This is a genomic window from Delftia sp. Cs1-4, from assembly GCF_000214395.1.
Classification (GTDB): Bacteria; Pseudomonadota; Gammaproteobacteria; order Burkholderiales; family Burkholderiaceae_C; genus Comamonas; species Comamonas acidovorans.
In genome coordinates, this window is sequence record NC_015563.1 from 5690745 (window position 1) to 5716869 (window position 26125).

Here is a 26125-nt window from a genome sequence, read left to right on the forward strand (position 1 = left end):
TAGGTCTTTCCTCCCTCGTCTTCAGCGTCGGGGACGCACTGCAGCCGGCGCCTTGGCCGTGCCGGTGGTCACACCGCGCAGCCTCAGCGCATATCCGTCTTCGTAGCGCAGGTCGGCCGACTCGATGGCGTCGGCCTTGCGCTTGTATTGGGTCGTGATCTGGGGCAGCGTGCGCACGAAGCGCTGCACGCGCTGCAGCACGGCTTCCACGCTGCCGCCACCCAGTTCGATCTGTGCATCATTGGCCAGCCTGAGCTGCCAGCTTCCGCGCGCATTGAGCGTGAGCCCGTCGATCTCCACATCCAGCGGCCCCAGCGCCGGCACCAGCAGCCGGTACATCTGCAGCATCTGCGGGGCGCTGTCCTCAGGGCCCTGCAGGCGCGGCAGGCCGTCGCGGTCGAGCTCGCCCAGGTTGGCCTCGAAGACCTCGCCAAAGCTGTTGATCAGGCCGGTGCCCGAATCGGGGCCCCAGAAGGCCTCGGCCACATGCTCGTGCAGGATGACGCGCAGGCTGTTTGGATAATCGCGGCGCACCTGCGCCTCGCGCACCCAGGGCACCTGCTCGAATGCCGCCTTGGCCCCCTTGAGGTCCACGGTGAAGAAGTTGCCCGTGAGCACGGGCGCCACGTTGGCGCGCAGCGTCACCGTGTTGTTGTGCACCAGCTCGCCCTCGACCACGATGCGGCCGATGTTGAAGGCCGGGTGGCGCAGCGCCCACCAGCTCACCGCTGCCAGCCCCAGCGCAGCCACGCCCACGAACAGGACCGTGGCGGTCACGTTCATGAGCTTGACGTCGAAGGGGGCCGGCAGGGAGTAGCTCATGCGTGCTCCTGCTCCGGTTGCGCAGCGTCCAGCGCGGCGCTGGCCAGGATGCCCAGGCAGAGGTTCTCGTAGCTGACACCGATGGCGCGGGCCGACATGGGCACCAGCGAGTGGCCCGTCATGCCCGGCGAGGTGTTGATCTCCAGCAGGAAGGGCTTGCGATCGCCGGCGCGGATCATGATGTCGGCGCGCGACCAGCCGCGGCAGCCCAGCGTGCGAAAGGCGCGCACGACGATGCGCCGGATCTCGGCCTCTTCCTCGGCGGGCAGTCCGCTGGGGCAGTGGTACTTGGTGTCGTCGGTGAAGTACTTGTTCTGGTAGTCGTAGTTGCCTTCGGGGGCAACGATGCGGATCACGGGCAGCGCATGGGCGCCCTCGCCCGTGCCGAGCACGGGGCAGGTGGTCTCGTCGCCCTCGATGAACTCTTCGCAGAGCACTTCGGGGTCGTAGCGGGAGGCCAGCACATAGGCCTGCTCGCATTCCTCGGCCGTCCAGACCTTGGTCAGGCCGATGGTCGAGCCCTCGCGCGAGGGCTTGACGATCATGGGTGCGCCCAGCGCCTGCAGCGCGGCGCGCGTCTCGCCTGCGCTGGCGACCAGACGCCAGTCCGGCGTGGGCAGGCCCTCGAAGCGCCAGATGCGCTTGGTCATGATCTTGTCCATGGCGATGCTCGAGGCCATCACGCCGGGGCCGGTGTACGGGATGCCCAGCAGCTCCAGCGCACCCTGCACCGTGCCGTCTTCGCCGTAGCGGCCGTGCAGCGCGATGAAGCAGCGGTCGAACCCTTCCTTCTTCAACTCGCCCAGGTCACGCTCGGCGGGGTCGAAGGCATGGGCGTCCACGCCATGCGACAGCAGGGCCTTGAGCACGCCCGTGCCCGACATCAGCGAGACCTCGCGCTCGGCCGAGCGGCCGCCCAACAGCACGGCCACCCTGCCCAGGGCCTTGACATCGATCTGGGTGCCGAAGCTGCTCATTGCACAGCTCCCTGCTGCGCCTGCAGCTCTTGTTTCTGAAGCATTTCAACCAACTTTCCGGGCACGGCGCCAATCGAGCCTGCCCCCATGCACAACAACACGTCGCCATCGCGGGCATTGACGGCAATGGCCGCCGGCAGCTCGGCAACGTTTTCCACAAACACCGGCTCGACACGGCCGGCCACGCGCAGGGCGCGTGTCAGCGAGCGGCCGTCGGCCGCCACTACGGGCGCCTCGCCGGCCGCATAGACCTCGGTCAGCAGCACGGCGTCGGCCAGGCCGATGACCTTGACGAAATCCTCGAAGCAGTCGCGCGTGCGGCTGTAGCGGTGCGGCTGGAATGCAAGCACCAGGCGACGGCCCGGGAAGGCGCCGCGCGCGGCGGCCAGCGTGGCCGCCATCTCGACGGGGTGGTGGCCATAGTCGTCGATGACGGTGAAGCTGCCGCCGTCGGCAGTCGCCAGTTCGCCATAGCGCTGGAAGCGCCGGCCCACGCCCTTGAAGCTTTCGAAGGCACGCAGCAGCGCGTCGTCGGATATCTCCAGCTCCATGGCCACGGCCACGGCCGACAGCGCGTTGAGCACGTTGTGCTCGCCCGGCAGGCTCAGCACCACGTCCAGGTCGGGATAGCTCTGGCCGTTGCTGCGACGCACCGTGAAATGCATGCTGCCAGCTTCGGCGCGCACGTTGAGGGCGCGCACCTGTGCGTCCTCGGCAAAGCCGTAGGTGGTCACGGGGCGGGCCACCTGGGGCAGGATCTCGCGCACGGCCGGGCTGTCCACGCAGACGATGGCGCGGCCGTAGAACGGCATGCGGTGCAGGAAATCGACGAAGGCGCCCTTGAGCCGGCCGAAGTCATGGCCGTAGGTTTCCATGTGGTCGGCGTCGATGTTGGTGACGACGGCCATCACGGGCAGCAGGTTCAGGAAGGAGGCATCGGACTCGTCGGCCTCGACCACGATGTAGTCGCCCTGGCCCAGCTTGGCGTTGGCGCCCGCGCTGTTGAGCTTGCCGCCGATGACGAAGGTCGGGTCCAGCCCGGCCTCGGCCAGCACGCTGGTCACCAGGCTGGTGGTCGTGGTCTTGCCATGGGCACCCGCGATGGCGATGCCCTGCTTGAAGCGCATGAGCTCGGCCAGCATGAGCGCACGCGGCACGACGGGGATCTTGCGCTCGCGCGCGGCCAGCACCTCGGGATTGTCGGACTGCACGGCGGTGGAGGTGACGACGGCGTCAGCCCCTTCGATGTGCGCGGCCGCATGGCCGACGTGGGTGGCGATGCCCAGGCCGGCGAGCCGGCGCAGCGTGGCGCTATCGGACAGGTCCGAGCCCGAGATGGCGTAACCCAGGTTGTGCAGCACCTCGGCGATGCCGCTCATTCCGGCGCCGCCGATGCCGACGAAATGGATGTGATGAATGGCGTGCTTCATGCGGCCAGTTCCTCACAGGCGGCGACCACCTCGGCGGTGGCATCGGTCTTTTGCATTTTCTTGGCTTTTCCAGCGCGCTCCAGCAGCGTCGCACGCTGCATATTTTGTAGCATTTCGGCCAGGCTTTGGGCAGTCAGTGCGCTTTGTTGCATCAACCATCCACCACCGGCATCGACCAGGAAACGCGCGTTCGTGGTCTGGTGGTCGTCCACAGCGGACGGGAAGGGCACATAGATGGCTGCGGCGCCCACGGCCGCGATCTCGGTGACCGTGCTGGCGCCAGCGCGGCAGACGATGACATCGGCCTCGGCAAAGGCGCGCGCCGTGTCGTCGATGAAGGGCGTGAGCTCGGCCGCGACGCCTGCGGCGGCATAGTTGGCGCGCAGGGCATCGATCTGCGCGGCGCCGCTTTGGTGCAGCACGACGGGGCGCACATCGGCCGGAATCAGGGCCAGCGCCTGCGGCACGATCTCGTTGAGCGCCTTGGCGCCCAGGCTTCCGCCCACCACCAGCAGGCGCAGCGGACCGCTGCGGCCTGCGAAACGCTGCTCGGGCGCGAGCTGCTCGGTGAAGGCCTGGCGCAAGGGGTTGCCAACCCAGCGACCCTTGGGGAATACGTTGGGGAAGGCGGTGAAGATGCGGTGGGAGACGCTGGCCAGCACCTTGTTGGCCATGCCGGCCACGGAGTTCTGCTCATGCAGCACCAGGGGCTTGCCGGCCAGCACGGCCATCATTCCACCGGGGAAGCTGATGTAGCCACCCAGACCGACCACCACGTCGGGCTTGACGCGGCGCACCACGGCCAGCGCCTGCCAGAAGGCACGCAGCAGGCGCGCGGGCAAAAAGGCCAGGGTCATGATGCCCTTGCCGCGCACGCCCGAGAACTCGATGGTCTCCAGCGGGAAACCCTGGGCGGGCACGATGCGCGACTCCATGGAGCCGGGCGCGCCCAGCCAGCGCACGTTCCAGCCGCGCTCGCGCAGGGCCTGGGCCACGGCCAGGCCCGGGAAGATATGTCCGCCCGTGCCGCCGGCCATGATCAGGGCCGTGCGCTGGCGTTGCGTGCCTTGGGAGATGGGCTGCTGTGTCATGCATGCCCTCCCTTCATCAGCAACTTGTTCTCGTAGTCCACCCTTAACACCACCGCTATCGCTATCAGATTCATCAGAATGGCCGAGCCGCCGAAACTCATCAGGGGCAGCGTCAGCCCCTTGGTAGGCAGCGCGCCCAGGTTCACGCCCATGTTGATGAAGGCCTGGAAACCCATCCAGATCGCAATGCCCTCGGCCACCAGGCCGGAGAACACCCGGTCCAGCGCAATGGCCTGCCGCCCTATGAGCATGATGCGGCGCGTGAGCCACAGGAAGGTGACGGCGATCAAGAGCACGCCGACCAGGCCGAATTCCTCGCCGATCACGGCCAGCAGGAAGTCGGTGTGCGCCTCGGGCAGCCAGTGCAGCTTCTCGACGCTGCGGCCCAGGCCCACGCCGAAGATCTCGCCGCGACCGATGGCGATCAGCGCATGCGACAGCTGGTAGCCCTTGCCCAGGGCGTGCTTTTCATCCCAGGGATTGAGGTAGGCAAAGATGCGCTCGCGCCGCCATTCGGAGGTGGCGATGATCAGCACGAAGGCCAGCACCACCAGGGCCGCGATCAGGAAGAACATGCGCGCGTTCACGCCGCCCAGGAACAGGATGCCCATGGCGATCACCACGATCACCATGAAGGCGCCCATGTCGGGCTCGGCCAGCAGCAGCACGCCGACCAGCACCACGGCCAGCCCCATGGGCAGCACGGCGCGGAAGAAGCGCTCCTTGACCTCCATCTTGCGCACCATGTAGTCGGCCGCATAGATGAGCACGGCGAACTTGGCCAGTTCGGACGGCTGGAAATTCATGATGCCCAGCGACAGCCAGCGCCGCGCGCCGTTGACCACGGTGCCCACGTGCGGGATCAGCACGGCCACCAGCAGGACCAGGGACACCAGGAAGAGCTTGCGCGCCATGCGCTCCCAGGTGGCCATGGACACCTGGAAGGCCAGCAGCGCGCCGACGAAGGCCATGCCGATGGACATGGCATGGCGCATCAGGAAATGGGTGGGCGCGATCTTGCCGAAGCGCGGATTGTCCGGCATGGCGATCGACGCCGAATACACCATGATCAGGCTCCAGGCCAGCAGGCCTATGACCACCCAGATCAGGGCCTGGTCCAGGCCGAGCACGCTGGCCGGCGTCTGCGTGGGCCGGTGGTACTGGGGACCGCCCAGGCGCACGGGCAGCACGTCGATGGCCTTCTCCTGCGCGCCTCCGAACCAGGAGCGCATGCGGCCCAGGGCCTGCGATACGGCGGTCATGCAGCACCTCCGAGTTCATGCCCGGCATCCAGCGCCAGCGCGCGCACGGCATCGACGAACTGGTGGGCCCGGTCCTCGTAGTTGCGGAACATGTCCAGGCTGGCACAGGCGGGCGACAGCAGCACGGCATCGCCCTCATGGGCGCGCGAGGCGGCCAGCTCCACGGCGTCGGCCATGGTGGTGGCATCGACCAGGGGCACGCCGCAGTCCTGCAGGGCGGCGCGGATGCGGCCGGCGTCGCGGCCGATCAGCACGGCCGTGCGCACATGGCGCGACACGGGCGCGACCAGCGGAGAGAAATCCTGGCCCTTGCCGTCGCCACCCAGGATGACCACGATGCGGTGGTCAGGTCCCAGGCCGGACAGCGCGGCCACGGTGGCGCCCACGTTCGTGCCCTTGCTGTCGTCGTAGTACTCCACGCCGTTGACGCGGCCAATGGGCTGGACGCGGTGCGGCTCGCCCCGGTACTCACGCAGTCCATAGAGCAGCGGCGCCAGCGTGCAGCCGCCCGCGCTGGCCAGTGCCAGGGCGGACAGGGCGTTGATGGCGTTGTGCCGGCCGCGGATGCGCAGTGCGTCGGCAGGCATGAGGCGCTGGATGTACAGGTCTTCGGCGTTCTTGCCCTTGGCGGTTTCGTCGGCCTCATGGGCGCGCACCAGCCACGTCATGCCGCTGACCACTTCCAGGCCGAAGTCGCCGGGGCGGCGCGGCATGTCGCCGCCGAAGGTGATGTGGGCGCGCTGCTGGGGCTTTTGGCGCTTGCCCGGCGGCACCACGGGCGCCGGCAGCATGCGCATGACCTCGGGGTCTTCGCGATTGAGCACCATGGTGCCGCTGCTGCCGAAGATGCAGGCCTTGGCATCGGCATAGGCGCGCAGGCTGCCGTGCCAGTCCAGGTGGTCCTGGGTGATGTTGAGCACGGCGGCGGCCGTGGGCTCGAACATCTGCACGCCATCGAGCTGGAAGCTGGACAGCTCCAGCACCCAGGCCTGGGGCAGCGTTTCGGCATCGATGGCCTGGGTCAGCGTATCCAGCAGCGTGGGGCCGATATTGCCGGCCACGGCCACGCGCAGGCCCGCATGCTCCAGCAGTTTGCCGGTCAGCGAGGTGACCGTGGTCTTGCCATTGGTCCCGGTGATGCCCAGCACCGTGGGACGGTAGCCATGGGCTGCGGCCAGGGCCTTGAGCGCCATGGCGAAGAGATCGAGCTCGCCGCCCACGGGCAGGCCCTGGGCGCGCGCGGTATCGACCACGGGCGCCACGGCGGCCGGGCTCAGGCCGGGCGAGCGGTAGACCAGGCCCAGGCTCTGGCCGTCCACCAGCTGCGCCGTGAACTCGCCGGGCACGAAGCGCACCTGGGGCAATTCGGTGGACAGCTGCTGCAGCTGGGGCGGTGCCTGGCGCGTATCGGCCACGATGACCTCGGCGCCGCAGCGCACGCACCAGCGTGCCATGGCCAGGCCCGAGGCGCCCAGACCCAGCACGAGCACGCGCTGGCCCTGCAGGTGCTGGACCTGCTCGCCGGGCCAGCCGGCAGCCACGGGCGGCAGCACCTGTTCGGATTCAACCGCCTCTTCGGCGGCAAGGGGCGTGACCTCGGCATCGGACGAGTCGGAGATGCTGGGGTCCGCAAAGATCTGGGCCACGAAGGCGGCAGCATCCTTGGCTGCCGTCAGCGTGGCGATGTCGGGCACGGGCTCGGCAAGGGCCACAGGCACCTGCGGCACCTGCGTCACCTCGGCGACCGGAAGCTCCGCCTCGCCGTCGCCGGCTGGCACGGGAGCCGGTGAATCGTCCAGGACCGGATCCGCAACCACCTGCCCCTCGGGAGCGAGGCCGGGCATTCCGGCCGGCTTCGCCAGCTCGACAAGCTCGGCAGGGAACGCCGGCACGACGGGCTCGGTGGCCGGCAGTGCGTGGAGGTCGGTCTTGAAGTCTTCGGTGTTCATGCACTCACCTCAGCTTCAGCGTGGACAGGCCCAGCAGGCACAGCAGCATGGTGATGATCCAGAAGCGGATCACGACCTGGGTCTCCTTCCAGCCACTCTTTTCGAAGTGGTGGTGCAGCGGCGCCATCTTGAGCAGGCGGCGCCCCTGGCCATAGCGCTTCTTGGTGAACTTGAACCAGGTGACCTGCAGCATCACCGACAGCGCCTCCACCACGAAGATGCCGCCCATGATGGCCAGCACGATTTCCTGGCGCACGATGACGGCAATGGTGCCCAGCGAGGCGCCCAGCGCCAGCGCCCCCACGTCGCCCATGAACACCTGGGCCGGGTGGGCGTTGAACCAGAGGAAGGCCAGGCCCGCGCCGGCCATGGCCGCGCAGTACACCAGCAGCTCGCCCGAACCTGGGATGTGCGGGAACAGCAGGTACTTGGCGTAGCCGGCATTGCCGGTGACGTAGGCGAAGATGCCCAGGGCCGAGCCCACCATGATCACGGGCATGATCGCCAGGCCGTCCAGCCCGTCGGTCAGGTTCACGGCATTGCTGGCGCCCACGATGACCAGGTAGGTCATGATCACGAAGCCCAGCACGCCCAGCGGGTAGCTGACTTCCTTGAAGAAAGGCACGAGCAGGCCCGCCTTGGGCGGCAGGTCCAGCGCAAAGCCGGACTGCACCCAGGTGACGAACAGCTCGAAGACCTGGGCATTGGAGTTCTCGGAAATGCAGAACACCAGGTACAGCGCGGCCAGCAGGCCGATGACGGACTGCCAGAAATACTTCTCGCCCGAGCGCATGCCTTCGGGGTCCTTGTTGACCACCTTGCGCCAGTCGTCCACCCAGCCGATGGTGCCAAAGCCCAGCGTGACCAGCAGCACGATCCAGACGAAGCGGTTGGACAGGTCGAACCACAGTAGCGTGGAAACGGCAATGGACAGCAGGATCAGCGCCCCGCCCATGGTGGGCGTGCCGCTCTTGGCCAGATGGGTCTCCATGCCGTAGCCGCGCACGGGCTGGCCGATCTTGAGCGAGGTCAGCATGCGGATCAGGCGCGGCCCGGCCAGCAGTCCGATGACCAGGGCCGTGAGCGCGGCCATCACGGCGCGCATCGTGAGGTACTGGAAGACGCGCAGAAAGCCGAACTCGGGGGACAGGCCCTGCAGCCATTGGGACAGCATCAGCAGCATGCGGCCTCCTTCTTGCAACCGTCATCCTTGCCGGCCGCCTCGACCGCCTGAACCACCTGCTCCATCTTCATGAACCTCGAACCCTTGACCAGAATGCTGCCCACCTCGGGCAGCGCGGCACAGGCTGCCTGCTGCAGCGAGGCCATGTCTTCGAAATGCCGCGCACCTGCACCGAATGCGGTGGCGGCGGATGTGCTTTGCGCACCCAGCGTGAACAGCCGGGCAATGCCCAGGCTGCGCGCCAGCGCGCCAGCCTCGGCATGGAATTGCGGCCCCTGGTCGCCGACCTCGCCCATGTCGCCCAGCACCAGCAGCTGGGGAGCGGGCAGTTCGCGCAGCACCTCGATGGCCGCGGCCACCGAGTCGGGATTGGCGTTGTAGCTGTCGTCGATCACGGTGACCGTGCGGCCCTGCACCGAAACGCCCAGTGCGCGCGAACGGCCCTGCACGGGCTCGAACACGCTCAGGCCGCGTGCAATGTCGGCCAGCGGCACACCGGCTGCCTGGGCGCAGGCCGCAGCGGCCAGCGCATTGCGCACGTTGTGGCGGCCGGCAATGTGCAGGCGCACCGGGGCCTCGCCCTCGGGCGTGACCAGCGTGAACTGCCAGGCATCGCCCAGCCACAGCGCATCGCGCGCATGGACCTGGGCGCCATCGGCAGACTCGCCGAACAGCAGGCACTGGCGCGCAGCGGCCAGCTCGCGCCACAGCGGCGTGTAGGTGTCGCCGGCCGGGAACACGGCCACGCCGTCGGCGGGCAGTGACAGCAGCACGCTGCCGTTCTCGCGCGCCACGGCCTCGACCGTGTGCATGAATTCCTGGTGCTCGCGCTGCGCGTTGTTGACCAGGGCCACCGTGGGCTGGCCGATGGCGGCCAGCTCGGCAATCTCGCCGGGATGGTTCATGCCCATCTCCAGCACGGCCACGCGGTGCTGGGCGGTCATGCGCATCAGGCTCAGCGGCAGGCCGATGGAGTTGTTGAAGTTGCCGCGCGTGGCCAGGGCCGCCTCGCCCGCATGGGCGCGCAGGATGGAGGCCACCATCTGCGTGACCGTGGTCTTGCCGTTGCTGCCGGTAACGGCAATCAGCGGCAGCGCAAAGCGCGCGCGCCAGGCCGTGGCCAGCGCGCCCAGGGCGGCCAGGGAATCGGGCACCTCGATGCCGGACAGGCCTGCGGCCTCCAGGCCGCCATGGGCCAGGGCTGCGGCAGCGCCGGCCTCGCGGGCCTGGGCCAGGAACTGGTTGGCATCGAAACGCTCGCCCTTCAAGGCGACGAACAGATCCCCGGCCTGCAGCGTGCGGGTGTCGGTGTGCACGCGCGTGAGCACGGCCTGGCCGTTGCCGACCAGCCGTGCCTGGGGGATATGCGACTGGATCAGCTCCAGCGCTTGTTGCAAGGTCATCATGACCGCTTCTTTCCTTCGCGGGCCGCCAGCGCCTTGTGCGCCTCGGCCATGTCGGAGAACGGGTGGCGCTGGCCCGCCGTCTCCTGGTAGTCCTCATGTCCCTTGCCGGCGATCAGCACCACGTCGCGTTCGCTGGCGTGCGCAATCGCCTGGGCGATGGCCGCTGCGCGATCGGCCTGGGACTGCAGGTTCTCGCCCGGCTGCATGCCGGCCAAGATCTGGTCGATGATGCGGTCGGGCACTTCGCTGCGCGGGTTGTCGCTGGTGACCAGCACACAGTCGGCATTCTTCTGGGCGGCCTGCCCCATGAGCGGCCGCTTGGTGGCATCGCGGTCGCCGCCGCAGCCGAACACGCACCACAGCCGGCCACGGCGCTGCTCGGCGGCCGGGCGCAGGGCACGCAGGGCCTTGTCCAGCGCATCGGGCGTGTGGGCGTAATCCACGGCCACCAGCGGCTGGCCGGGCTGGACGATCTGCTGCATGCGGCCGGGCACGGGCTCCAGGTGGGCGCAGGCCGCAACGGCCTGGTCCAGGGTCAGGCCCAGGCAGCGCAGCGCGGCCAGCACGCCCAGCAGGTTGGATACGTTGTACTGGCCCACCATGCGCGTGTGCATGCGCAGGCTGTGGCCGGCCTCGATCACGGTGAAGCTCAGGCCCTCGGCACCCAGCGCAATGTCCTTGGCCTGCAGGCGCGCCGCGCCTTCGATGGAAATGCTCCAGACGTCGAGCGCGGCAGGCTGCTTGCGCGACTGCAGCGTGGCCCACAGGCGTGCGCCATGCACGTCGTCCACATTGACGACGGCGGCCTGCAGGCCGGGCCAGTCGAACAGCGCGGCCTTGGCATCCCAGTAGGCCTGCATGCTGCCGTGGTAGTCGAGGTGGTCCTGCGTGAAATTGGTGAACAGCGCCACGCGGATGCGCGTGCCGTCCAGCCGGTGCTCGACGATGCCGATGGACGAGGCCTCGATGGCGCAGGCCGCCAGGCCCGCATCGGCGTACTCGCGGAACGCGCGCTGCAGCCGCACCGGATCGGGTGTGGTCATGCCCGTGGATTCCATGGCGGGCGGAATGCCCACGCCCAGCGTGCCCACCAGGGCGCAGCCGCTGCGTTCCTGCAGCTTCACCTGGGCCAGCGCGTGCGCCAGCCACCAGGCGGTGGTGGTCTTGCCATTGGTGCCGGTCACGGCCAGCACGTCGATCTGGGCGCTGGGATGCTGGAACCACTGGTCGGCGATCAGGCCCGTGGCGGCCTTGAGGCCGGGCAGCGCCGCGATGTGCTCGCCGGAAAAACCGAAGGCTTCGACGCCCTGCGCTTCGACCAGGCAGGCCATGGCACCGCGCTCCAGGGCCGAGGCCACATGGGCGCGGCCATCGGTGGCCGCGCCGGGCCAGGCGATGAAGGCGTCGCCGGGCCGGACCTTGCGGCTGTCGGTCTGCAGCGTGCCGCTGCCTTGCAGGCGGGCGGCCAGCCATTGGACAGCCTCGGTGGCCGTGGACAGCACCCGCAGGGCTTGGGAGGAACTCATAGCGAGGGCTCCTCCACGGGGTTGGCGACGATCAAGGGCTTGACTTCCATATCGGGCTGCACGCCCATCAGGCGCAGCGTCTGCTGCACCACTTCACTGAACACGGGTGCCGCCACGGTGCCGCCGTAGATGGTGCCGGCACTGGGCTCGTCCACCATCACGGCGACGATGATGCGCGGGTTCTCGATGGGCGCCATGCCCGTGAACCAGGCGCGGTACTTGCCGGCGGCATAGCCCTTGCCCTGCTGCTTGCGGGCCGTGCCCGACTTGCCGCCCACCGAGTAGCCGATGGTCTGGGCGCGCTGGCCCGTGCCGCCGGGGCCGGCCGCCAGGGCCAGCATCTTGCGCACCTCGTTGGCCGTGCGCGGCGAGAACACGGGCACGCCCACGGGCGGCTCGTCGGTCTTGACCATGGTGGCCGGGATCACGCGGCCGCCATTGGCGAAGACGGTGTAGCTGCGCGTCATCTGCAGCAGGCTGGCGGACAGGCCGTAGCCATAGCCCATGGTGGCCTGCTCCACCGGCCTCCAGGTCTTGTAGGGACGCAGGCGACCGCTGGCAGCGCCGGGGAAGGAGATCTGCGGCTTCTGGCCGAAGCCCACGGCCGAGAAGGTTTCCCACATTTCCTTGGCCGGCATCTGCAGCGCGATCTTGGTCGTGCCCACGTTGCTGGACTTCTGGATCACGCCGGCCACGGTGAGAAGGCCGTAGTTGTGGGTGTCGGAAATCGTCGAGCCCGTGACGTTGACGCGCCCCGGCGTGGTGTCGATGGGCGTTTCCGGCTTGAAGCGGCCCGACTCCAGCGCCAGGCCGATGGTGATGGGCTTCATGGTCGAGCCGGGCTCGAAGGTGTCGGTGATGGCGCGGTTGCGCAGCTGCTCGCCCGTCAGGTTCTTGCGCTTGTCGGGCACGTAGCTGGGGTAGTTGGCCAGGGCCAGCAATTCGCCGGTGTGCGCATCCATGACCACCACGCTGCCCGCCTTGGCCTTGTGCGCGATGACCTGCTCCTTGAGCTTCTGGTAGGCGAAGTACTGGACCTTGCTGTCCACGGACAGCTGGATGTCGCGGCCGTCCTGAGGGGGCACTTCCTCGCCCACGCCCTCGACCACGCGGCCCAGGCGGTCCTTGATCACGCGGCGCGAGCCGGGCTTGCCGCCCAGCTCCTTGTCGAAGGCCAGCTCCATGCCTTCCTGGCCATGGTCTTCCACATTGGTGAAGCCCACGATGTGGGCGGCCGATTCGCCTTCCGGGTACTGGCGCTTGTATTCCTTGCGCTGGTAGATGCCCTTGATGTTGAGGGCATGGATCTGCTGACCAACGTCCCAGTCGAGCTGGCGCTTGATCCAGACGAAGGTCTTGTCCTCGTCTGCCAGTTTTTCCATCAGCGCTGGCAGCGGCATCTCCATGAGCGCGGCCAGCTGCTTGAGCTTGGCCTTGACCTCGGGGTCATCCTGCTCGACATCTTCGGGAATGGCCCAGATGCTGGCGGCCGGCACGCTGGAGGCCAGGATCAGTCCATTGCGGTCCAGCAGGCGGCCGCGGTTGGCCGGCAGCTCCAGCGTGCGCGCAAAGCGCACCTGGCCCTGGCGCTGGAAGAAGTCGTTGCCGAACACCTGCACGTAGGCTGCGCGCGCGCCCAGGCCGACAAAGCCCAGGCCCAGCATGGCCACGATCATCTTGCTGCGCCACAAGGGAGTCTTGGACGCCAGCAGGGGACTGGAGGTGTAGAGCACGCTGCGCGTCATGGAGCCACTCCGGTGCGCGCATCGTCATTGACGTACTGGGCGATGGCCGGCGTGGCCGGCTTCATCTGCAGGCGCTCGCGCGCCATGACCTCGATGCGCTGTGGCGTGGCCTGGGCGCGCTTTTCCACCTGCAGGCGCTGCTGCTCGGTGGCCAGGCGGCGCGACTCGGCCACGGCGCGGTCCAGTTCGGTGAACAGGCGGCGCGATTCGTACTGGTTGTGCACCAGGAAGATGGCGCTGGCCATCACCGCCAGCAGCAGCACGAGGTTCAGGCGCAGCATGCCACGCCCTCCTCTTGCGCCAGACGGTGCATGCGCTTCATGCAGGCACCCCGGTGCGGCGGGCCACGCGCATCACGGCAGAGCGCGAGCGCGCATTGGCGGCGACCTCGGCCTCGCTGGGCTTGATGCGGCCCAGCGCTTCAAGACGCATGGGCGTGGGCACGGCAAAGGGTGCGCGCCGGTCATAGACTTCCTTGGAGTGCTTGGCGATGAACTGCTTGACGATGCGGTCCTCCAGCGAGTGGAAGCTGATCACCACCAGGCGTCCGCCCGGCGCCAGCACACGCAGGCTGGCCTCTAGCGCCTGTTCGAGCTCTTCAAGCTCGGCATTGATGAAAATCCGAAGAGCCTGGAATGTGCGTGTCGCTGGGTTCTGCCCAGCCTCGCGGGTCCGGACCGCGCCAGCCACGAGCTCGGCAAGCTCCGCGGTGTTGCGAAGGGGCCCCTGGCTTTCGCGCCGAGCAACAATCGCCTTTGCAATGGGGCCAGCAAACCGTTCTTCGCCGTAGTCACGTATCACCTCCGCAATCTGCTGGGCATCGGCTTCCGCCAGCCAGTCCGCCACGCTCTGGCCGCGCGTGGTGTCCATGCGCATGTCCAGCGGACCCTCGAAGCGGAAGCTGAAGCCACGCTCGGGGTTGTCGATCTGGGGAGAGCTCACGCCCAGGTCCATCAGCACGCCCTGCACGCTGCCGGCCGGCAGCTCGCTGAGGTGGCGAAACCCTTCGTGCCGAATCGAAAAACGCGCATCGGTGATGCGCGCTGCCTCTTCGATCGCGTCCGGGTCCTTGTCGAACGCCAGCAAGGCCCCATCCGGCCCCAGCCGCTGCAGGATGCGCCGGGAATGCCCGCCTCGCCCGAAGGTCGCGTCCACCCATTGCCCGGCAACGGGCTGTGCGGCGCCGTCCAGCAGCGCATCGACGGCCTCGTCGAGCAAAACGGTGATGTGTTGCAACGGCTGATTCAAGAAAACGCCTCTTTCCTAGAAAGCAAAATCCTGGAAGGCCGCAGGCATTTCCTCCTGCATGGCCTTCGCTTCATGTGCCTCATAAGTGGCCTTGTCCCACAGCTCGAAATGGTTACCCATGCCCAGCAGCACGACCTCCTTGGTCAGACCCACGGCTTCACGCAGCTCGGGCGACACCAGCACGCGGCCGGTGGCATCCATGTCCACGTCCATGGCGTTACCCAGGAAGATGCGCTTCCACCACTGCGCCGACATGGGCAGCTGCGCGATCCGCTCGCGAAACTGCAGCCACTCCGTGCGCGGGAACAGCATCAGGCAACCGTGGGGATGTTTGGTGAGGGTGACCTGGCCCTGGGCCATGGCCACAAGGGCGTCACGATGCCGGGTCGGCACAGACAGCCGCCCCTTTCCATCGAGATTCAGCGAGGACGCCCCTTGAAACACGGTCAGTCACCCCGGTCGGTTGGAGCCATCGCGTCCCGGAAATCGGGGCACAAAGGCAACTTTCACCACTTAATTGCACTTTTTTGCACTGTAGCAGCAATTTGGTGTTTCACAACCCGGGAATGGACAATTATTTGCAATGAAATCAACAACTTAGAAGCCGAATGCAATGTGAGTGGTGACAAAAATCCCAGGCTTTACAAGTACTTAGAGGACTGACTGCAAGTGATCTCTCAAAGCCTGCACGCAATTGCAACGATTCAATTCGCTGGCGACCGGTTGCAACTCGGGCAACCCTCCTACAAAAAGTGACTGCCCGGCAATGCGGGCAGTCACTTCGGTGGCGGCTGCGCGGCAGCCGGCCCATTTCAGAGGATGAAGCGCGAGAGGTCTTCGTCCTGGCTCAGGGACTGCAGACGCTGGTCCACGTAGGCCGCGTCGATGGAGATGGTCTGGCCCGACAGATTGGCCGCGTCGAAGCTGACCTCGTCCAGCAGGCGCTCGAGCACGGTGGACAGGCGGCGGGCGCCGATGTTCTCGGTGCGCTCGTTGACATCGAAGGCGATGCCGGCGAGCCGGGTGATGCCTTCGGGCGTGAATTCCAGCGTGACGCCTTCAGTGGCCAGCAGCGCCTGGTACTGCTTGACCAGGGAGGCATGGGTCTGGGTGAGGATGGCCTCGAAGTCCTGGACCGACAGCGAGTCCAGCTCCACGCGGATCGGGAAGCGCCCCTGCAGCTCGGGGATAAGGTCGCTGGGCTTGGACAGGTGGAAGGCGCCCGAGGCGATGAACAGGATGTGGTCGGTCTTGACCACGCCGTACTTGGTGGAGACGCTGGTGCCTTCGACCAGGGGTAACAGGTCGCGCTGCACGCCCTGGCGCGAGATGTCGGAGCCGCTGGTTTCCTGGCGCGTGGCCACCTTGTCGATCTCGTCAATGAAGACGATGCCGTTTTGCTCGGCATTGGCGATGGCGCGGGTGCGCACGTCTTCCTCGTTGACCAGTTTTGCCGCTTCCTCGTCGGTCAGCAGCTTCATGGCCTCGGCAATGCGCAGTTTGCGCGTCTTGCGCTTTTCCTGGCCCATGTGGCTGAACATGCCGCGCAGCTGCTCGGCCATCTCTTCCATGCCCTGGGGACCCATGATCTGCACCTGGGGCGGCGCGTCGGCGACATCGATCTCGATTTCCTTGTCGTCGAGCTGGCCCTCGCGCAGCTTCTTGCGGAAAACCTGGCGTGCCGTGTTGTCGGCGGCCACCTCGCCGCTGCGGGCCTGGGGCACGAGCACGTCGAGGATGCGGTCCTCGGCCGCGTCTTCGGCGCGCAGGCGCAGCTTCTTCATGTCGGCCTCGCGCGTCTGCTTGACGGCCACCTCGGCCAGGTCGCGGATGATGGCATCCACGTCCTTGCCCACGTAGCCCACTTCGGTGAACTTGGTGGCCTCGACCTTGATGAAGGGGGCATCGGCCAGCCGCGCCAGGCGGCGCGCGATCTCGGTCTTGCCCACGCCTGTGGGGCCGATCATGAGGATGTTCTTGGGCGTGATCTCCTGGCGCAGGCCGTCGGCCACGTTCTGGCGGCGCCAGCGGTTGCGCAGCGCGATGGCCACGGCACGCTTGGCGCCAGCCTGGCCGACGATGTGGCGGTCCAGTTCGGAGACGATCTCCTGGGGGGTCATGGCAGAGGACATGGTGTGTATTCGATGCATTGCGCCGCCAGCCCCATTGCCTGGCCGCTGGCGACTGTGAGTTTCAATGCCGTGCGTTTCGATCGCCGGCCTGCTGGGCAAGCCGGCGCCGCGCGGGTGTCAGAGCGTCTCGACCGTGTGGTGCATGTTGGTGTAGATGCACAGCTCGCCGGCAATGGCCAGCGACTTGCGCACGATCTCCTCGGCCGACAGCTCCGTATTGGTCAGCAGCGCCTTGGCCGCCGAGTGCGCGTAGGCGCCGCCCGAGCCGATGGACACGATGCCCTGCTCGGGCTCCAGCACGTCGCCGTTGCCGGTGATGATCAGCGAGGCCGATGCGTCGGCCACGGCCAGCATGGCCTCCAGACGGCGCAGCACGCGGTCGGTGCGCCAGTCCTTGGTCAGCTCGATGGCTGCGCGCGTCAGGTGGCCCTGGTGCTTTTCCAGCTTGGCCTCGAAGCGCTCGAACAGCGTGAAGGCGTCTGCCGTGGCGCCGGCAAAGCCGGCAAGCACCTTGCCGTGGTAGAGCTTGCGCACCTTGCGCGCCGTGCCCTTGACGACGATGTTGCCCAATGTGACCTGGCCATCGCCACCGATGGCGACCTGCACGCCTTCGGGGGTCTGCCGGCGCACGCTGATGATGGTGGTGCCGTGATACTGTTCCATAGCGGTGCCAGATGAGGGCGAAGGCGGCCTTCTCAAGGGTCTGCTCAAAGAATGCCCACGCGCTCTTCGCAGCGAGTGCGCCGTCCTGCCGGAAGGGGTGTGGCGCAGCCGCCGCGCGGCAGGATCAGTCCCGCCGTGGAGTGACCTGCGCGTGCTCCTGGATGCCGATCACATTGAAGAACACCGCCACCAGCTGGTGCAGCTGGCCGAACTGCAGCACATGGCCCAGCGACTGCATGTGGGCAGCCCAGTTGAGCACGGAGCCGGCCGCCGCAAAGTCCATGCGCACCAGTTGGGTGCAGTCGATGAACACGGGCTCGCCCAGGCTGGCCCCCTCCTGCACCGGGTCCAGCCAGGTGGAGGCATCGCCTTCAATGGTGCCGGCCAGCGCAAATCGCACGGCGTCCGCCGTGGCAGCAACGCCTGCCTGCAGGGGTGCATCCGCGGCCTCGGTTTCGATGGCTTGCGTCAGGCACTGGCAGACCGGGTCCACCCACGAGGGAGGCGAGACCTCATAGGTGACGCAGTAGTCCAGCGCCACCAGCTCGAAATCATCCTGCCGGTTCATCAAACGCAGCACCGCCATGCGCAACCGCCACCACAGCGTATCCACGCTGGAATCGCCCGAGGGAGCCAGCGTGCCCAGCAGCGCCAGCAGCCGGTCCGCATTGAGCAGCACGAACACGCCCTGTGAGCCCGCCCATTGCTGCAGCAGCGCCTCCAGAGGCGTGGCCGCTGCATCGTCGATGCCGGCCACGGCAGCCCAGTCCAGGCTCCAGGGGCTGGAAGCCTTGGCCTGGGAGGCCTTCAGCGCCGTCACGGCACTCGGCGTGATCTGTGCAGGTGCGCTCCAGCGCCAGCCACGCCCGGCCGCTGCGCCCGGCATGGACACCACGGGGGCGGTGCGCTGTTGCGGCATCGCAAACCATTGGGGAGCGGAGCGGCCGAAGCGCGCCGCGAATTCGATGCCCGCCTTGTCGAACTGCAACGGGCGGTCGGCCGCACGGTACAGGTCCAGCAAGGCCAGCCAGACCGGCAACTGCGCGGGAACATCGCGCCGGTCGATCAGCTCCAGCATGCCCTGCTCGGCACCATCCACATCGCCATTGGCAAAGAGGATGGCCGGCTCTTCCAGGTCGGGATCGTGCTCGAACACCACGAAGCAGGGCGGCACCATGTCCATGGGCTGCGGCGGAGAGACCTCGGTGGCCGCGAAGGCCGGCAGGAAATCGGTCGCCCCCTCCAATGGCCGCAGGGGGCGGGCCATGGGCATGGGGTCAATGATGGGAGCCGTCGAGACGGAGGGCACCTGCGGCGCAGGTGCCAGGCTCATGGGCAAGGTGGTGGCAAAGGCCGCCACGTCGCCGGCCGAGGCAATGGCCGGCGGCACCACGTCGCTGAGCATGGGAATCTGCCCAGACGGCGGCGGCTGCTTGCGAAACGAGGCCGGGGCGGGGTTGCCGCCCGCAGGCAGCGCCATGGGAATGGTGGTTGCATCGGCCGCCTGCTTGCCCCGCCACCATTGCTGGGACATCTGGGCCTCGATCTCGTCGATCTTCTTGAGCGTGACGGCGCGTTCGCCGGAGGATTTGGAGCTCAGCAGGCTGCTGAGAAATTGCGAGCCCTGCGCGGCGGGGCCGGGCACACCGACCGGTGCGCTGCCCGGCCTGGAGGCCTGTTGCAGCTCGGCCTGGCGCAGGCGGCGCAGCTGGTCGAACTCGCGCTTGCGCACGAAATCGTTGCGGCGCTTGCGCTCGATCATTTCCTTGAGCGCCTGCTTGCTGTACTGGCTTTCCTGCTCCCCGTCCAGGCCGTCGAGGTCGGACCAATTGACCGTAGGGTGGCGCACAAAGCGCACCACCTTGGACAACAACCCCCCTGATTTGCTGCTCTCTTCTTTTGCCATGGCGAGTCAGATTAGCACCGACGGCCTGCAGGCCGTTGCTGCAACTCAATCCCCATACATCTTCTGCTTGAGCTCACGGCGCTGCTGGGCTTCCAGCGACAGCGTGGCCGTGGGGCGGGCCAGCAGGCGGCCCACGCCGATGGGCTCGCCGGTCTCGTCGCAGTAGCCGTAGTCGCCTGCGTCGATGCGTGCAATGGATTGCTCGATCTTCTTGAGCAGCTTGCGTTCGCGGTCGCGCGTGCGCAGTTCCAGCGCATGCTCTTCCTCGATGGTGGCGCGGTCGGCCGGATCGGGAACCACCACGGTGTCCTCGCGCAGGTTTTCTGCCGTCTCACCCGCGTTGGTGTGCATGTCGTGCTTGAGAGTGAGCAGCTTGAGGCGGAAGAACGCCATCTGCTTCTCATTCATGTATTCGTCATCCGACATGGCCAGCACTTCGGCATCCGTCAGTTCTTCCACCGACTTGGTCTTCCAGGCATTGGCCAGCTTGGGGTCTCGTTTCGTCGATCCCGACGAAGGCGTTTGCGTAGTGGTAGGCATAGTGTTGGTTTCGCTAACTTAGTCCGCGCCGAGGGCTTCGGACGGGGCCATGGATGGTACTGTCAATCGGGGCGCCCGGGTCGAATGCCGTGTAGGACAGCCGATCGCCGCAGTTGCGGAACCTGCCGGCTTCCCCGTACGGCGGGGTGCGGCAATCCAGGCCGTGCGGCGGCCGTGCGTGCAAAGAGCCCTTTTGCGGTCAGCAAGGGACACCAGGTCGGCAACGCCGACCGCAGTGCGGACCGCGGCCTTCTGGCTTGCAGCCGGGGCCGGTGCGGCCACTGACGGCTTCTTGCTGGATTCGGCGCTCACTTGCTGTCTCCTCACGGTATGGGCGACCCCTGCGGGGCAGTCCATTGGGCTTGGGGGCTCTCTTCAGGGGCGCGATTGTATCGATGCTCTACAGGAGCGCAAGCCGTTGCACATACCCCACAGGAATGCAAAGGGGCCGCCCACGCATGCGGGCGGCCCCTGTGTCATTCAGATGTCAGCAAAAAGCCATCCGATTGCCCACAAAGGTTCACAAAAAACTCAGACCAGGCACTGCTCCAGGCCCTGCAGGAAGATGTCCTGGGGCAGGTCGATGCCAATGAAGACCATCTTGCTCTGGCGCTTTTCGCCCTCGGCCCACTGCGGTCCCAGGTCGCTGCCCATGAGCTGGTGCACGCCCTGGAAAATGACCTTGCGCTCCGTGCCCTGCATGTTCAGCACGCCCTTGTAGCGCAGCATGCGCGGGCCGTAGATGTTGACGATGGCGCCCAGGAAGTCCTCCAGGCGGGCAGGGTCAAAGGCACGGTCGGCACGGTAGACGAAGCTCTTGACGTCGTCATCGTGGTGATGGTGGTGCGGATGCTTGCAGTGCTCGCCGTGCTCGTGGTCATGGGCGTGGTCGTGCCCGCAGTTCTCGTCGTGCTCATGGCCATGGTCGTGGCCGCAGTGCTCGTCATGCTCATGCTTGTGGCCATGGTCATGTCCGTGGTCGTGATCGTCTTCCTTGAGGAAGTCGGGATCGATGTCCAGCTTGGCATTGAGGTTGAAGCCGCGCAGGTCGAAGACTTCGTTCAGGGGCACTTCGCCGAAATGCACGGCGCGGATGGGCGCGCGCGGGTTCATGTGCTTGAGGCGGTGGATGAGCGCGTTCTTCTCGTCCTCGCTGACCAGGTCGGTCTTGGACAGGAACAGCTGGTCGGCAAAGCCCACCTGGCGGCGCGCCTCCTGGCGGTCGTCCAGTTGCTGGTTGGCGTGCTTGGCATCGACCAGGGTGAGGATGGAGTCGATCAGATAGGTCTCGGCGATCTCGTCGTCCATGAAGAAGGTCTGGGCGACGGGGCCGGGATCGGCCAGGCCCGTGGTCTCGATCACGATGCGGTCGAACTCCACCAGGCCCTTGCGGCGCTTGGCGGCCAGCAGCTGCAGGGTTTCGCGCAGGTCTTCGCGGATGGTGCAGCAGATGCAGCCGTTGCTCATCTGCAGGATCTGCTCCTTGGACTCCGTCCTGAGGATGTCGGTGTCGATGTTCTCTTCGCCGAACTCGTTCTCGATCACGGCGATCTTCATGCCGTGGGACTCGCTGAGCACGCGCTTGAGCAGCGTGGTCTTGCCCGAGCCCAGGAAGCCGGTGAGGATGGTGACGGGAATCAGTGCCATGGGATTGCTTTCAGAAAATTCAGCAAAGGGAAGCGTCAAGGCCCGTCCACCACGGACGGGCCTTGTCGAAAAGACGTTCCGAATAAGTTTAGCGAGCCTGTCAAGTGCCGTTTTGCCAGAGGGCTTGGCCTTTTTTATCGGAGGCCGCCCTTTTCATCGCTATCGCCATTGCCATCGCCACTGTCGCTGCCGTCCCCACTCTGGCGCCGCGCGCGTGGGTGGGCGCTCTCGTAGGCCTGGGCCAGATGCTGGAAATCCAGGCGCGTGTAGATCTGCGTGGTCGAGATGCTGGCGTGGCCCAGCAATTCCTGCACGGCGCGCAGGTCGCCGCTGGACTGCAGCATGTGGCTGGCAAACGAATGCCGCAGCACATGGGGATGGACACCGGCCGACAGCCCGGCCTGCTGGCCGCGCTGGCGCAGCCGCGCCCAGACCGACTGCGCGCCCAGGCGTTCGCCGCGCCGGCCAATGAACAGCGCAGGCTCCTGCCGCGCCGCCTGGGCCGCCGCGCCAGCCAGGCCCGTCTCCCGCAAGGCCAGCCAGCGCTGCAGCGCCTGCAGCGCGGCGGCGCCCACGGGCACGGTGCGCCGCTTGCCGCCCTTGCCCTGCACATGGGCATCGGCGGCCTGCAAATCTATCCAGCCACGGCCCTGGCGCTGCGTGTCCTGGCCGGGCGCCACGTCCAGGCCCACCAGCTCGCCCACGCGCAGGCCGCAGCTGTAGAGCAGTTCGGTGATGGCGGCGTCACGTGCCTCGATCCAGGGGTCGGCGTCGGCGTTGCTGAAGGCGGCCAGCTGCACGGCGTCATCCACGCCCAATGCCTTGGGCAGGGGTTTGGGGGCCTTGGGACCGCGCACGCCCTCGACGGGATTGAAAGGCACCAGCGATTGCTGGGCTGCCCAACGGAAGAAGCTGCGCCAGCCAGACAGGATGAGCGCAATGCCGCGCGGGCTGCGGCCCCGGGAATGCATCTGGGCCACGAAGCGGCGGATGTGGGCGGGCTGCAGCGCCAGCAGCTCCTGGCCGGCGTCGCGGGCCATGGTGCAAAGCCGGGCCATGTCCAGCGCATAGAGTGCGCAGGTGCGGTCGGCCAGGCGCTTTTGCACGCGCACATGCTCCAGATAGGCATGGACGGCGGCGGGGAGCATCGCCAGGTTCTCTGCAGCCAGATCCTCTGCCGGAAGGTCGCCTTCCGGGAGCCCGTCCCTGTCCGATGCTCCCGGCATGGGCTTTCAGCCGGTCAGCCGCGCGCCAGGGTCAACGGCACGGGCCGCATGCGCGACAGGGCCGCGCTGGCCAGGGCCGAGATGCGCGAGAGGAATTCCGTGCCCATGGTGGCCTCGAAGCGCAGCGGATCGGGAGACCCCAGCACCAGCATGCCGAAGGCATTGGCCGGGTTGATGCTGTCGCCGTCATGCAGCGTGAGCAGGGCCAGGGACTGGGCTGCATCGGGATCGACCAGCCAGCCGCCGGGCTCGAAGCCCATGTTGGGGCCGCAAAATGGCATGGTCAGCGATGCCGCAAAGGACTTGGCGTCCTCGCTGACGCCCATGGTGTAGATGCTGCTGGTCTGGGCGCCGGAGACGTTCCACAGGCGCAGGGCCACCTGGGGCACCTCGAATACATGCTGCAGGCTGGCCGTGAGCGCGTGGGGCAGCTCGCGCAGGTCCTGGACCTTGGCAAGTGCGCAGCTCCAGGCATGCAGCTTGTCGCCGATGGAGGCGTTCTCGCTGCTGTGGCGCATCATGTCCATGATGCGGTGCTCCAGGCCCTTGATCTTCTCGCGCAGCATCTCGGCCTGGCGTTCCTGCAGGCTGACGGTGCGCGGGCTGTGGCTGCTGACCAGCTGCACACGCGCGAGCATCTCGGCGTGGCGCTCGAAGAATTCCGGATGGTTCAGCAGGTAGTCGGCAATCGTCTCTTCGGTGACGGCGATATCGGTAGTGCTGTTCATGGCTGGTCGGGAACCTCGATCTGTCCTTCAAAAACAAACTCTGCGGGGCCGGTCATGCGCACCGCGCCGCCGTCCCACTCGATGGTCAGCCGGCCGCCGCGGGTGTGCACATCGACGCGCGCGTCGAGCAGCCCCCAGCGAATGCCGGCCACCACGGCCGCGCAGGCGCCCGTGCCGCAGGCCAGCGTCTCGCCGGCACCGCGCTCGTAAACACGCAGCCGGATCTGGCCGCGATCGACGATCTGCATGAATCCCGCATTGACGCGCTGGGGAAAGCGCGCATGGCGCTCGATCAGCGGGCCCCAGGTGGCCACGGGGGCGTGGTCCACATCGTCCACCAGTTGCACCGCATGCGGGTTGCCCATGGAAACGGGGGCGATCCAGACCGTGGCCTCGTCGCCCAGCTGCAGGGGCCATTGCTGCGCCGCACCCAGCGGGCGGGGCACAAGGTCTGCACTATTGAAGGGCACCAGGGAGGGCTCCAGCACGGGCTGGCCCATGTCCACGGTGACGCGGCCATCGGCATGCAGCTCGGGAGCGATGAGGCCGGCCAGCGTCTGCACGCGGATGACGGACTTGCCGGTCAGGCCCTTGTCGTGCACATAGCGCGCAAAGCAGCGCGCGCCGTTGCCGCACTGCTCGACCTCGCCGCCGTCGGCGTTGTGGATCACATATTCGAAATCGATGCCTTCGGCGGGCGAGGGCCGCACCGTGAGGATCTGGTCGGCGCCCACGCCGAATTGGCGATGGGCGAGGAAGCGGTACTGGGCTGCGCTCAGGCCCAGCGGGCCGGCGGTTTCGTCGAGGACCACGAAATCGTTGCCAGCGCCCTGCATCTTGGTAAAGCGGATCTGCATCCGGCGATTATCCCCTGCACGGCAGCCTCATGGCGCAATCCGGGGCCATGCCCCGCAGCAGTACTTGCGTCTCTTGCGCAACAGCGGCGGGCGGGCCAATCCGCATAATGCCCCCATGACCCGCCCCAGCCAGCTCCTGCACCCCCAGCGCCAGCCCGTAGACACGCTCAAGGCCTCCACCGTCCTGCTGCTGCGCGACCGCGCCGATGGCCAGGGGCTGGAGGTGCTGATGACTCGGCGCTCGCCCAAGGCCAGCTTCGTGCCCAGCGCCTATGTCTTCCCGGGCGGCGGCATCGAGGCCCAGGACGCGGCCGAGGCCGCCCATGCCTGCGCCAGCACCCGCCCCGCCCAGGCCGGCGACGGGCTGCGCATCACCCAGGCCATCGCCGGCCTGCGCGAGACCTTCGAGGAACTCGGCATCCTGCTGGCCCACGATGCCCAGGGCCGGCCGGTATCTGCCGCCGAACTGGCCACGCTGGACCGCAAGGCGCCGCTGGTGCCCCAGTGCGAGGCACGCGGCCTGCGCCTGGCCGTGGATGCGCTGTGGTACCTGGCCCACTGGACGGCCGACCGCGACCAGCCCCGGCGCTTCGATGTGCCCTTCTTCGTGGCGCGCATGCCCGAAGACCAGGAACCCGACGCCGACGGGTCGGAACAGTTCGAGCCCATCTGGGTGCGCCCGCAGGAAGCGCTGGAGCGCCACCGCGCGGGCAGCTTCCCCATGATCTTCCCCACCATCCGCACGCTGGACCGGCTCAGCCGCTTCGCGGGCACCGATGCCGTGTTCGCCGCCCTGCAAGGCGAGCAGCCGCTGTGGCAGTGCTGCCCGCGCACCGGCTTTCTCAATGGCAAGGAAGCCCGCCACATGGAGGACGAGGCCCCCTTCGGCGAGCTGGAAATGGTCTGCCCGGACGGCCAGATCCTGCACACGCTGGACTGGCAGAGCGAGCGTGCCGTGCCACTGCGCAAGAACCTGCTGCGCCTGACGGCACCCAACCCCGGCGTGATGACCGGCCCCGGCACCAACAGCTATCTGGTGGGCGATGCCGCCACGGGCTACGCCGCCATCGACCCCGGCCCGGCCGACGCCGCCCATGTGCAGCGCCTGTTCGATGCGGCGGGCGGCGACATACGCCACATCCTGTGCACGCATTCCCATGCCGACCACTCGCCGGGCGCCGCGCTGCTGCAGGCGCTGGCGGTGCAGGCCGGCAGGCCCAGGCCCGCCATTGGCGGCCTGCCCTCGGCGCCCACGGCCCGGCCGGCCAGCCGCTTCACCCCCGACTACGCACTGACCGACGGCCAGCGCATCGTGCTGCAGGATGGGCAAGGCGGCACCACCCACACCCTGCAGGCCGTGTTCACGCCCGGCCATGCGGCCAACCATGTGTGCTTTGTGCTGGAGGAAGACGCCCTGCTGTTCAGCGGCGACCACATCCTCAATGGCAGCACCACCATCATCGATCCGCCTGACGGCAACATGCGCGACTACATCGATTCGCTGGACAGGCTCGACGCGCTGTGCGCCGCGCACGATGCGCGCTTCATCCTGCCGGCCCATGGCTATGTGCTGGGCTTTGCGCGCCAGGCGATCGCCAAGCTCAAGGCCCACCGGCTGGCGCGCGAGGCCAAGGTGCTGGCCGCCATGCAAAAACAGCCCGACGGCAGCGTGCAGGACTGGGTGCGGCTGGCCTATGACGACGCCCCGCCCCAGCTGTGGCCGATTGCCGAGCGCTCGCTGCTGGCGCATGTGGAGCGCATCCGTGCGCTGTGCGGGCGGCAATGAC

At 67.6% G+C, this 26125-nt stretch carries 22 protein-coding genes; 1 reads left to right on the top strand and 21 read right to left on the bottom strand.

Features of this window, described 5'->3' with window-relative positions; translation table 11 throughout:
* Window positions 1-21: 21 nt before the first annotated feature.
* The 21 genes from DELCS14_RS25000 to dapF all read right to left on the bottom strand — a co-directional run bounded on the left by DELCS14_RS25000 (window position 22) and on the right by dapF (window position 24338).
* On the bottom strand, window positions 22-822 hold the full coding sequence (locus tag DELCS14_RS25000) for a cell division protein FtsQ/DivIB (protein ID WP_013804104.1): 801 nt from the start codon (window positions 820-822) through the stop codon (window positions 22-24).
* Window positions 819-1799 carry a D-alanine--D-alanine ligase gene (locus tag DELCS14_RS25005; protein WP_013804105.1) on the bottom strand — a complete coding sequence of 327 codons (981 nt, stop codon included), beginning with the start codon at window positions 1797-1799 and terminating at the stop codon, window positions 819-821. The genes DELCS14_RS25000 and DELCS14_RS25005 overlap by 4 nt, the downstream gene beginning before the upstream one ends.
* Window positions 1796-3229, bottom strand: coding sequence for a UDP-N-acetylmuramate--L-alanine ligase (gene murC / locus DELCS14_RS25010; RefSeq protein ID WP_013804106.1), 1434 nt, complete (start codon window positions 3227-3229; stop codon window positions 1796-1798). The genes DELCS14_RS25005 and murC overlap by 4 nt, the downstream gene beginning before the upstream one ends.
* Window positions 3226-4320, bottom strand: a complete 1095-nt coding sequence (gene murG, locus DELCS14_RS25015; RefSeq protein ID WP_013804107.1) for an undecaprenyldiphospho-muramoylpentapeptide beta-N-acetylglucosaminyltransferase — start codon at window positions 4318-4320, stop codon at window positions 3226-3228. The genes murC and murG overlap by 4 nt, the downstream gene beginning before the upstream one ends.
* Entirely contained in the window at window positions 4317-5582 is a 1266-nt protein-coding gene (gene ftsW / locus DELCS14_RS25020) for a putative lipid II flippase FtsW (RefSeq protein ID WP_013804108.1), read from the bottom strand. Before ftsW ends, murG begins: the two co-directional genes overlap by 4 nt.
* On the bottom strand, window positions 5579-7531 hold the full coding sequence (gene murD / locus DELCS14_RS25025; protein WP_013804109.1) for a UDP-N-acetylmuramoyl-L-alanine--D-glutamate ligase: 1953 nt from the start codon (window positions 7529-7531) through the stop codon (window positions 5579-5581). The genes ftsW and murD overlap by 4 nt, the downstream gene beginning before the upstream one ends.
* A 4-nt stretch (window positions 7532-7535) precedes the next feature.
* Entirely contained in the window at window positions 7536-8714 is a 1179-nt protein-coding gene (gene mraY, locus DELCS14_RS25030; protein WP_012203397.1) for a phospho-N-acetylmuramoyl-pentapeptide-transferase, read from the bottom strand.
* Window positions 8705-10120, bottom strand: coding sequence for a UDP-N-acetylmuramoyl-tripeptide--D-alanyl-D-alanine ligase (gene murF / locus DELCS14_RS25035; protein ID WP_013804110.1), 1416 nt, complete (start codon window positions 10118-10120; stop codon window positions 8705-8707). Before murF ends, mraY begins: the two co-directional genes overlap by 10 nt.
* A complete protein-coding gene (locus tag DELCS14_RS25040; RefSeq protein ID WP_013804111.1) occupies window positions 10117-11646 on the bottom strand; it encodes a UDP-N-acetylmuramoyl-L-alanyl-D-glutamate--2,6-diaminopimelate ligase in 1530 nt (509 codons plus the stop codon). The genes murF and DELCS14_RS25040 overlap by 4 nt, the downstream gene beginning before the upstream one ends.
* On the bottom strand, window positions 11643-13391 hold the full coding sequence (locus DELCS14_RS25045; RefSeq protein ID WP_013804112.1) for a penicillin-binding protein 2: 1749 nt from the start codon (window positions 13389-13391) through the stop codon (window positions 11643-11645). The genes DELCS14_RS25040 and DELCS14_RS25045 overlap by 4 nt, the downstream gene beginning before the upstream one ends.
* Window positions 13388-13672, bottom strand: a complete 285-nt coding sequence (gene ftsL, locus DELCS14_RS25050; protein ID WP_012203393.1) for a cell division protein FtsL — start codon at window positions 13670-13672, stop codon at window positions 13388-13390. Before ftsL ends, DELCS14_RS25045 begins: the two co-directional genes overlap by 4 nt.
* A 37-nt stretch (window positions 13673-13709) precedes the next feature.
* Window positions 13710-14639: a 16S rRNA (cytosine(1402)-N(4))-methyltransferase RsmH gene (gene rsmH / locus DELCS14_RS25055; RefSeq protein WP_012203392.1), complete on the bottom strand. Its 930-nt coding sequence runs from the start codon at window positions 14637-14639 to the stop codon at window positions 13710-13712.
* A gap of 15 nt (window positions 14640-14654) precedes the next feature.
* A complete protein-coding gene (mraZ, locus tag DELCS14_RS25060; protein ID WP_012203391.1) occupies window positions 14655-15083 on the bottom strand; it encodes a division/cell wall cluster transcriptional repressor MraZ in 429 nt (142 codons plus the stop codon).
* Window positions 15084-15451: 368 nt separating this feature from the next.
* Window positions 15452-16771, bottom strand: a complete 1320-nt coding sequence (gene hslU, locus DELCS14_RS25065) for an ATP-dependent protease ATPase subunit HslU (RefSeq protein ID WP_170962086.1) — start codon at window positions 16769-16771, stop codon at window positions 15452-15454.
* Window positions 16772-16888: 117 nt separating this feature from the next.
* Window positions 16889-17434 carry an ATP-dependent protease subunit HslV gene (hslV, locus tag DELCS14_RS25070; protein WP_012203389.1) on the bottom strand — a complete coding sequence of 182 codons (546 nt, stop codon included), beginning with the start codon at window positions 17432-17434 and terminating at the stop codon, window positions 16889-16891.
* Between the two features lie 124 nt (window positions 17435-17558).
* On the bottom strand, window positions 17559-19340 hold the full coding sequence (locus DELCS14_RS25075) for an STAS domain-containing protein (RefSeq protein ID WP_013804114.1): 1782 nt from the start codon (window positions 19338-19340) through the stop codon (window positions 17559-17561).
* A gap of 45 nt (window positions 19341-19385) precedes the next feature.
* Window positions 19386-19880 (bottom strand): RNA polymerase-binding protein DksA, encoded by a 495-nt coding sequence (gene dksA, locus DELCS14_RS25080; RefSeq protein WP_012203387.1) that lies wholly within the window; start codon window positions 19878-19880, stop codon window positions 19386-19388.
* A gap of 531 nt (window positions 19881-20411) precedes the next feature.
* Window positions 20412-21527 (bottom strand): GTP-binding protein, encoded by a 1116-nt coding sequence (locus tag DELCS14_RS25085; RefSeq protein ID WP_013804115.1) that lies wholly within the window; start codon window positions 21525-21527, stop codon window positions 20412-20414.
* Between the two features lie 134 nt (window positions 21528-21661).
* Window positions 21662-22753, bottom strand: coding sequence for a tyrosine recombinase XerC (locus DELCS14_RS25090; protein WP_013804116.1), 1092 nt, complete (start codon window positions 22751-22753; stop codon window positions 21662-21664).
* A 14-nt stretch (window positions 22754-22767) separates the two neighbouring features.
* Complete coding sequence (locus DELCS14_RS25095) at window positions 22768-23481, bottom strand: DUF484 family protein (protein ID WP_012203384.1); 714 nt, start codon at window positions 23479-23481, stop codon at window positions 22768-22770.
* The gene (gene dapF / locus DELCS14_RS25100; RefSeq protein WP_013804117.1) at window positions 23478-24338 is read right to left on the bottom strand and encodes a diaminopimelate epimerase; all 861 of its coding nucleotides are present in this window, start codon (window positions 24336-24338) and stop codon (window positions 23478-23480) included. Before dapF ends, DELCS14_RS25095 begins: the two co-directional genes overlap by 4 nt.
* A 115-nt stretch (window positions 24339-24453) precedes the next feature.
* Between dapF and DELCS14_RS25105 the strand changes: the two genes are divergently transcribed.
* Complete coding sequence (locus tag DELCS14_RS25105; protein ID WP_013804118.1) at window positions 24454-26124, top strand: MBL fold metallo-hydrolase; 1671 nt, start codon at window positions 24454-24456, stop codon at window positions 26122-26124.
* Window position 26125 lies beyond the last annotated feature (1 nt).

Bases quoted from the DNA above. Each gene is read 5' to 3' on its own strand.
- DELCS14_RS25105 (WP_013804118.1), top strand. From the start codon at position 24,454: ATGACCCGCCCCAGCCAGCTCCTGCACCCCCAGCGCCAGCCCGTAGAC.
- DELCS14_RS25095 (WP_012203384.1), bottom strand. From the start codon at position 23,481: ATGAACAGCACTACCGATATCGCCGTCACCGAAGAGACGATTGCCGAC.
- DELCS14_RS25000 (WP_013804104.1), bottom strand. From the start codon at position 822: ATGAGCTACTCCCTGCCGGCCCCCTTCGACGTCAAGCTCATGAACGTG.
- hslU (WP_170962086.1), bottom strand. From the start codon at position 16,771: ATGTCCTCTGCCATGACCCCCCAGGAGATCGTCTCCGAACTGGACCGC.
- dapF (WP_013804117.1), bottom strand. From the start codon at position 24,338: ATGCAGATCCGCTTTACCAAGATGCAGGGCGCTGGCAACGATTTCGTG.
- ftsL (WP_012203393.1), bottom strand. From the start codon at position 13,672: ATGCTGCGCCTGAACCTCGTGCTGCTGCTGGCGGTGATGGCCAGCGCC.
- murC (WP_013804106.1), bottom strand. From the start codon at position 3,229: ATGAAGCACGCCATTCATCACATCCATTTCGTCGGCATCGGCGGCGCC.
- DELCS14_RS25040 (WP_013804111.1), bottom strand. From the start codon at position 11,646: ATGAGTTCCTCCCAAGCCCTGCGGGTGCTGTCCACGGCCACCGAGGCT.
- DELCS14_RS25075 (WP_013804114.1), bottom strand. From the start codon at position 19,340: ATGGCAAAAGAAGAGAGCAGCAAATCAGGGGGGTTGTTGTCCAAGGTG.
- ftsW (WP_013804108.1), bottom strand. From the start codon at position 5,582: ATGACCGCCGTATCGCAGGCCCTGGGCCGCATGCGCTCCTGGTTCGGA.
- dksA (WP_012203387.1), bottom strand. From the start codon at position 19,880: ATGCCTACCACTACGCAAACGCCTTCGTCGGGATCGACGAAACGAGAC.
- DELCS14_RS25045 (WP_013804112.1), bottom strand. From the start codon at position 13,391: ATGACGCGCAGCGTGCTCTACACCTCCAGTCCCCTGCTGGCGTCCAAG.
- murG (WP_013804107.1), bottom strand. From the start codon at position 4,320: ATGACACAGCAGCCCATCTCCCAAGGCACGCAACGCCAGCGCACGGCC.
- DELCS14_RS25090 (WP_013804116.1), bottom strand. From the start codon at position 22,753: ATGCCGGGAGCATCGGACAGGGACGGGCTCCCGGAAGGCGACCTTCCG.
- DELCS14_RS25085 (WP_013804115.1), bottom strand. From the start codon at position 21,527: ATGGCACTGATTCCCGTCACCATCCTCACCGGCTTCCTGGGCTCGGGC.
- DELCS14_RS25005 (WP_013804105.1), bottom strand. From the start codon at position 1,799: ATGAGCAGCTTCGGCACCCAGATCGATGTCAAGGCCCTGGGCAGGGTG.
- mraY (WP_012203397.1), bottom strand. From the start codon at position 8,714: ATGCTGCTGATGCTGTCCCAATGGCTGCAGGGCCTGTCCCCCGAGTTC.
- murD (WP_013804109.1), bottom strand. From the start codon at position 7,531: ATGAACACCGAAGACTTCAAGACCGACCTCCACGCACTGCCGGCCACC.
- hslV (WP_012203389.1), bottom strand. From the start codon at position 17,434: ATGGAACAGTATCACGGCACCACCATCATCAGCGTGCGCCGGCAGACC.
- murF (WP_013804110.1), bottom strand. From the start codon at position 10,120: ATGATGACCTTGCAACAAGCGCTGGAGCTGATCCAGTCGCATATCCCC.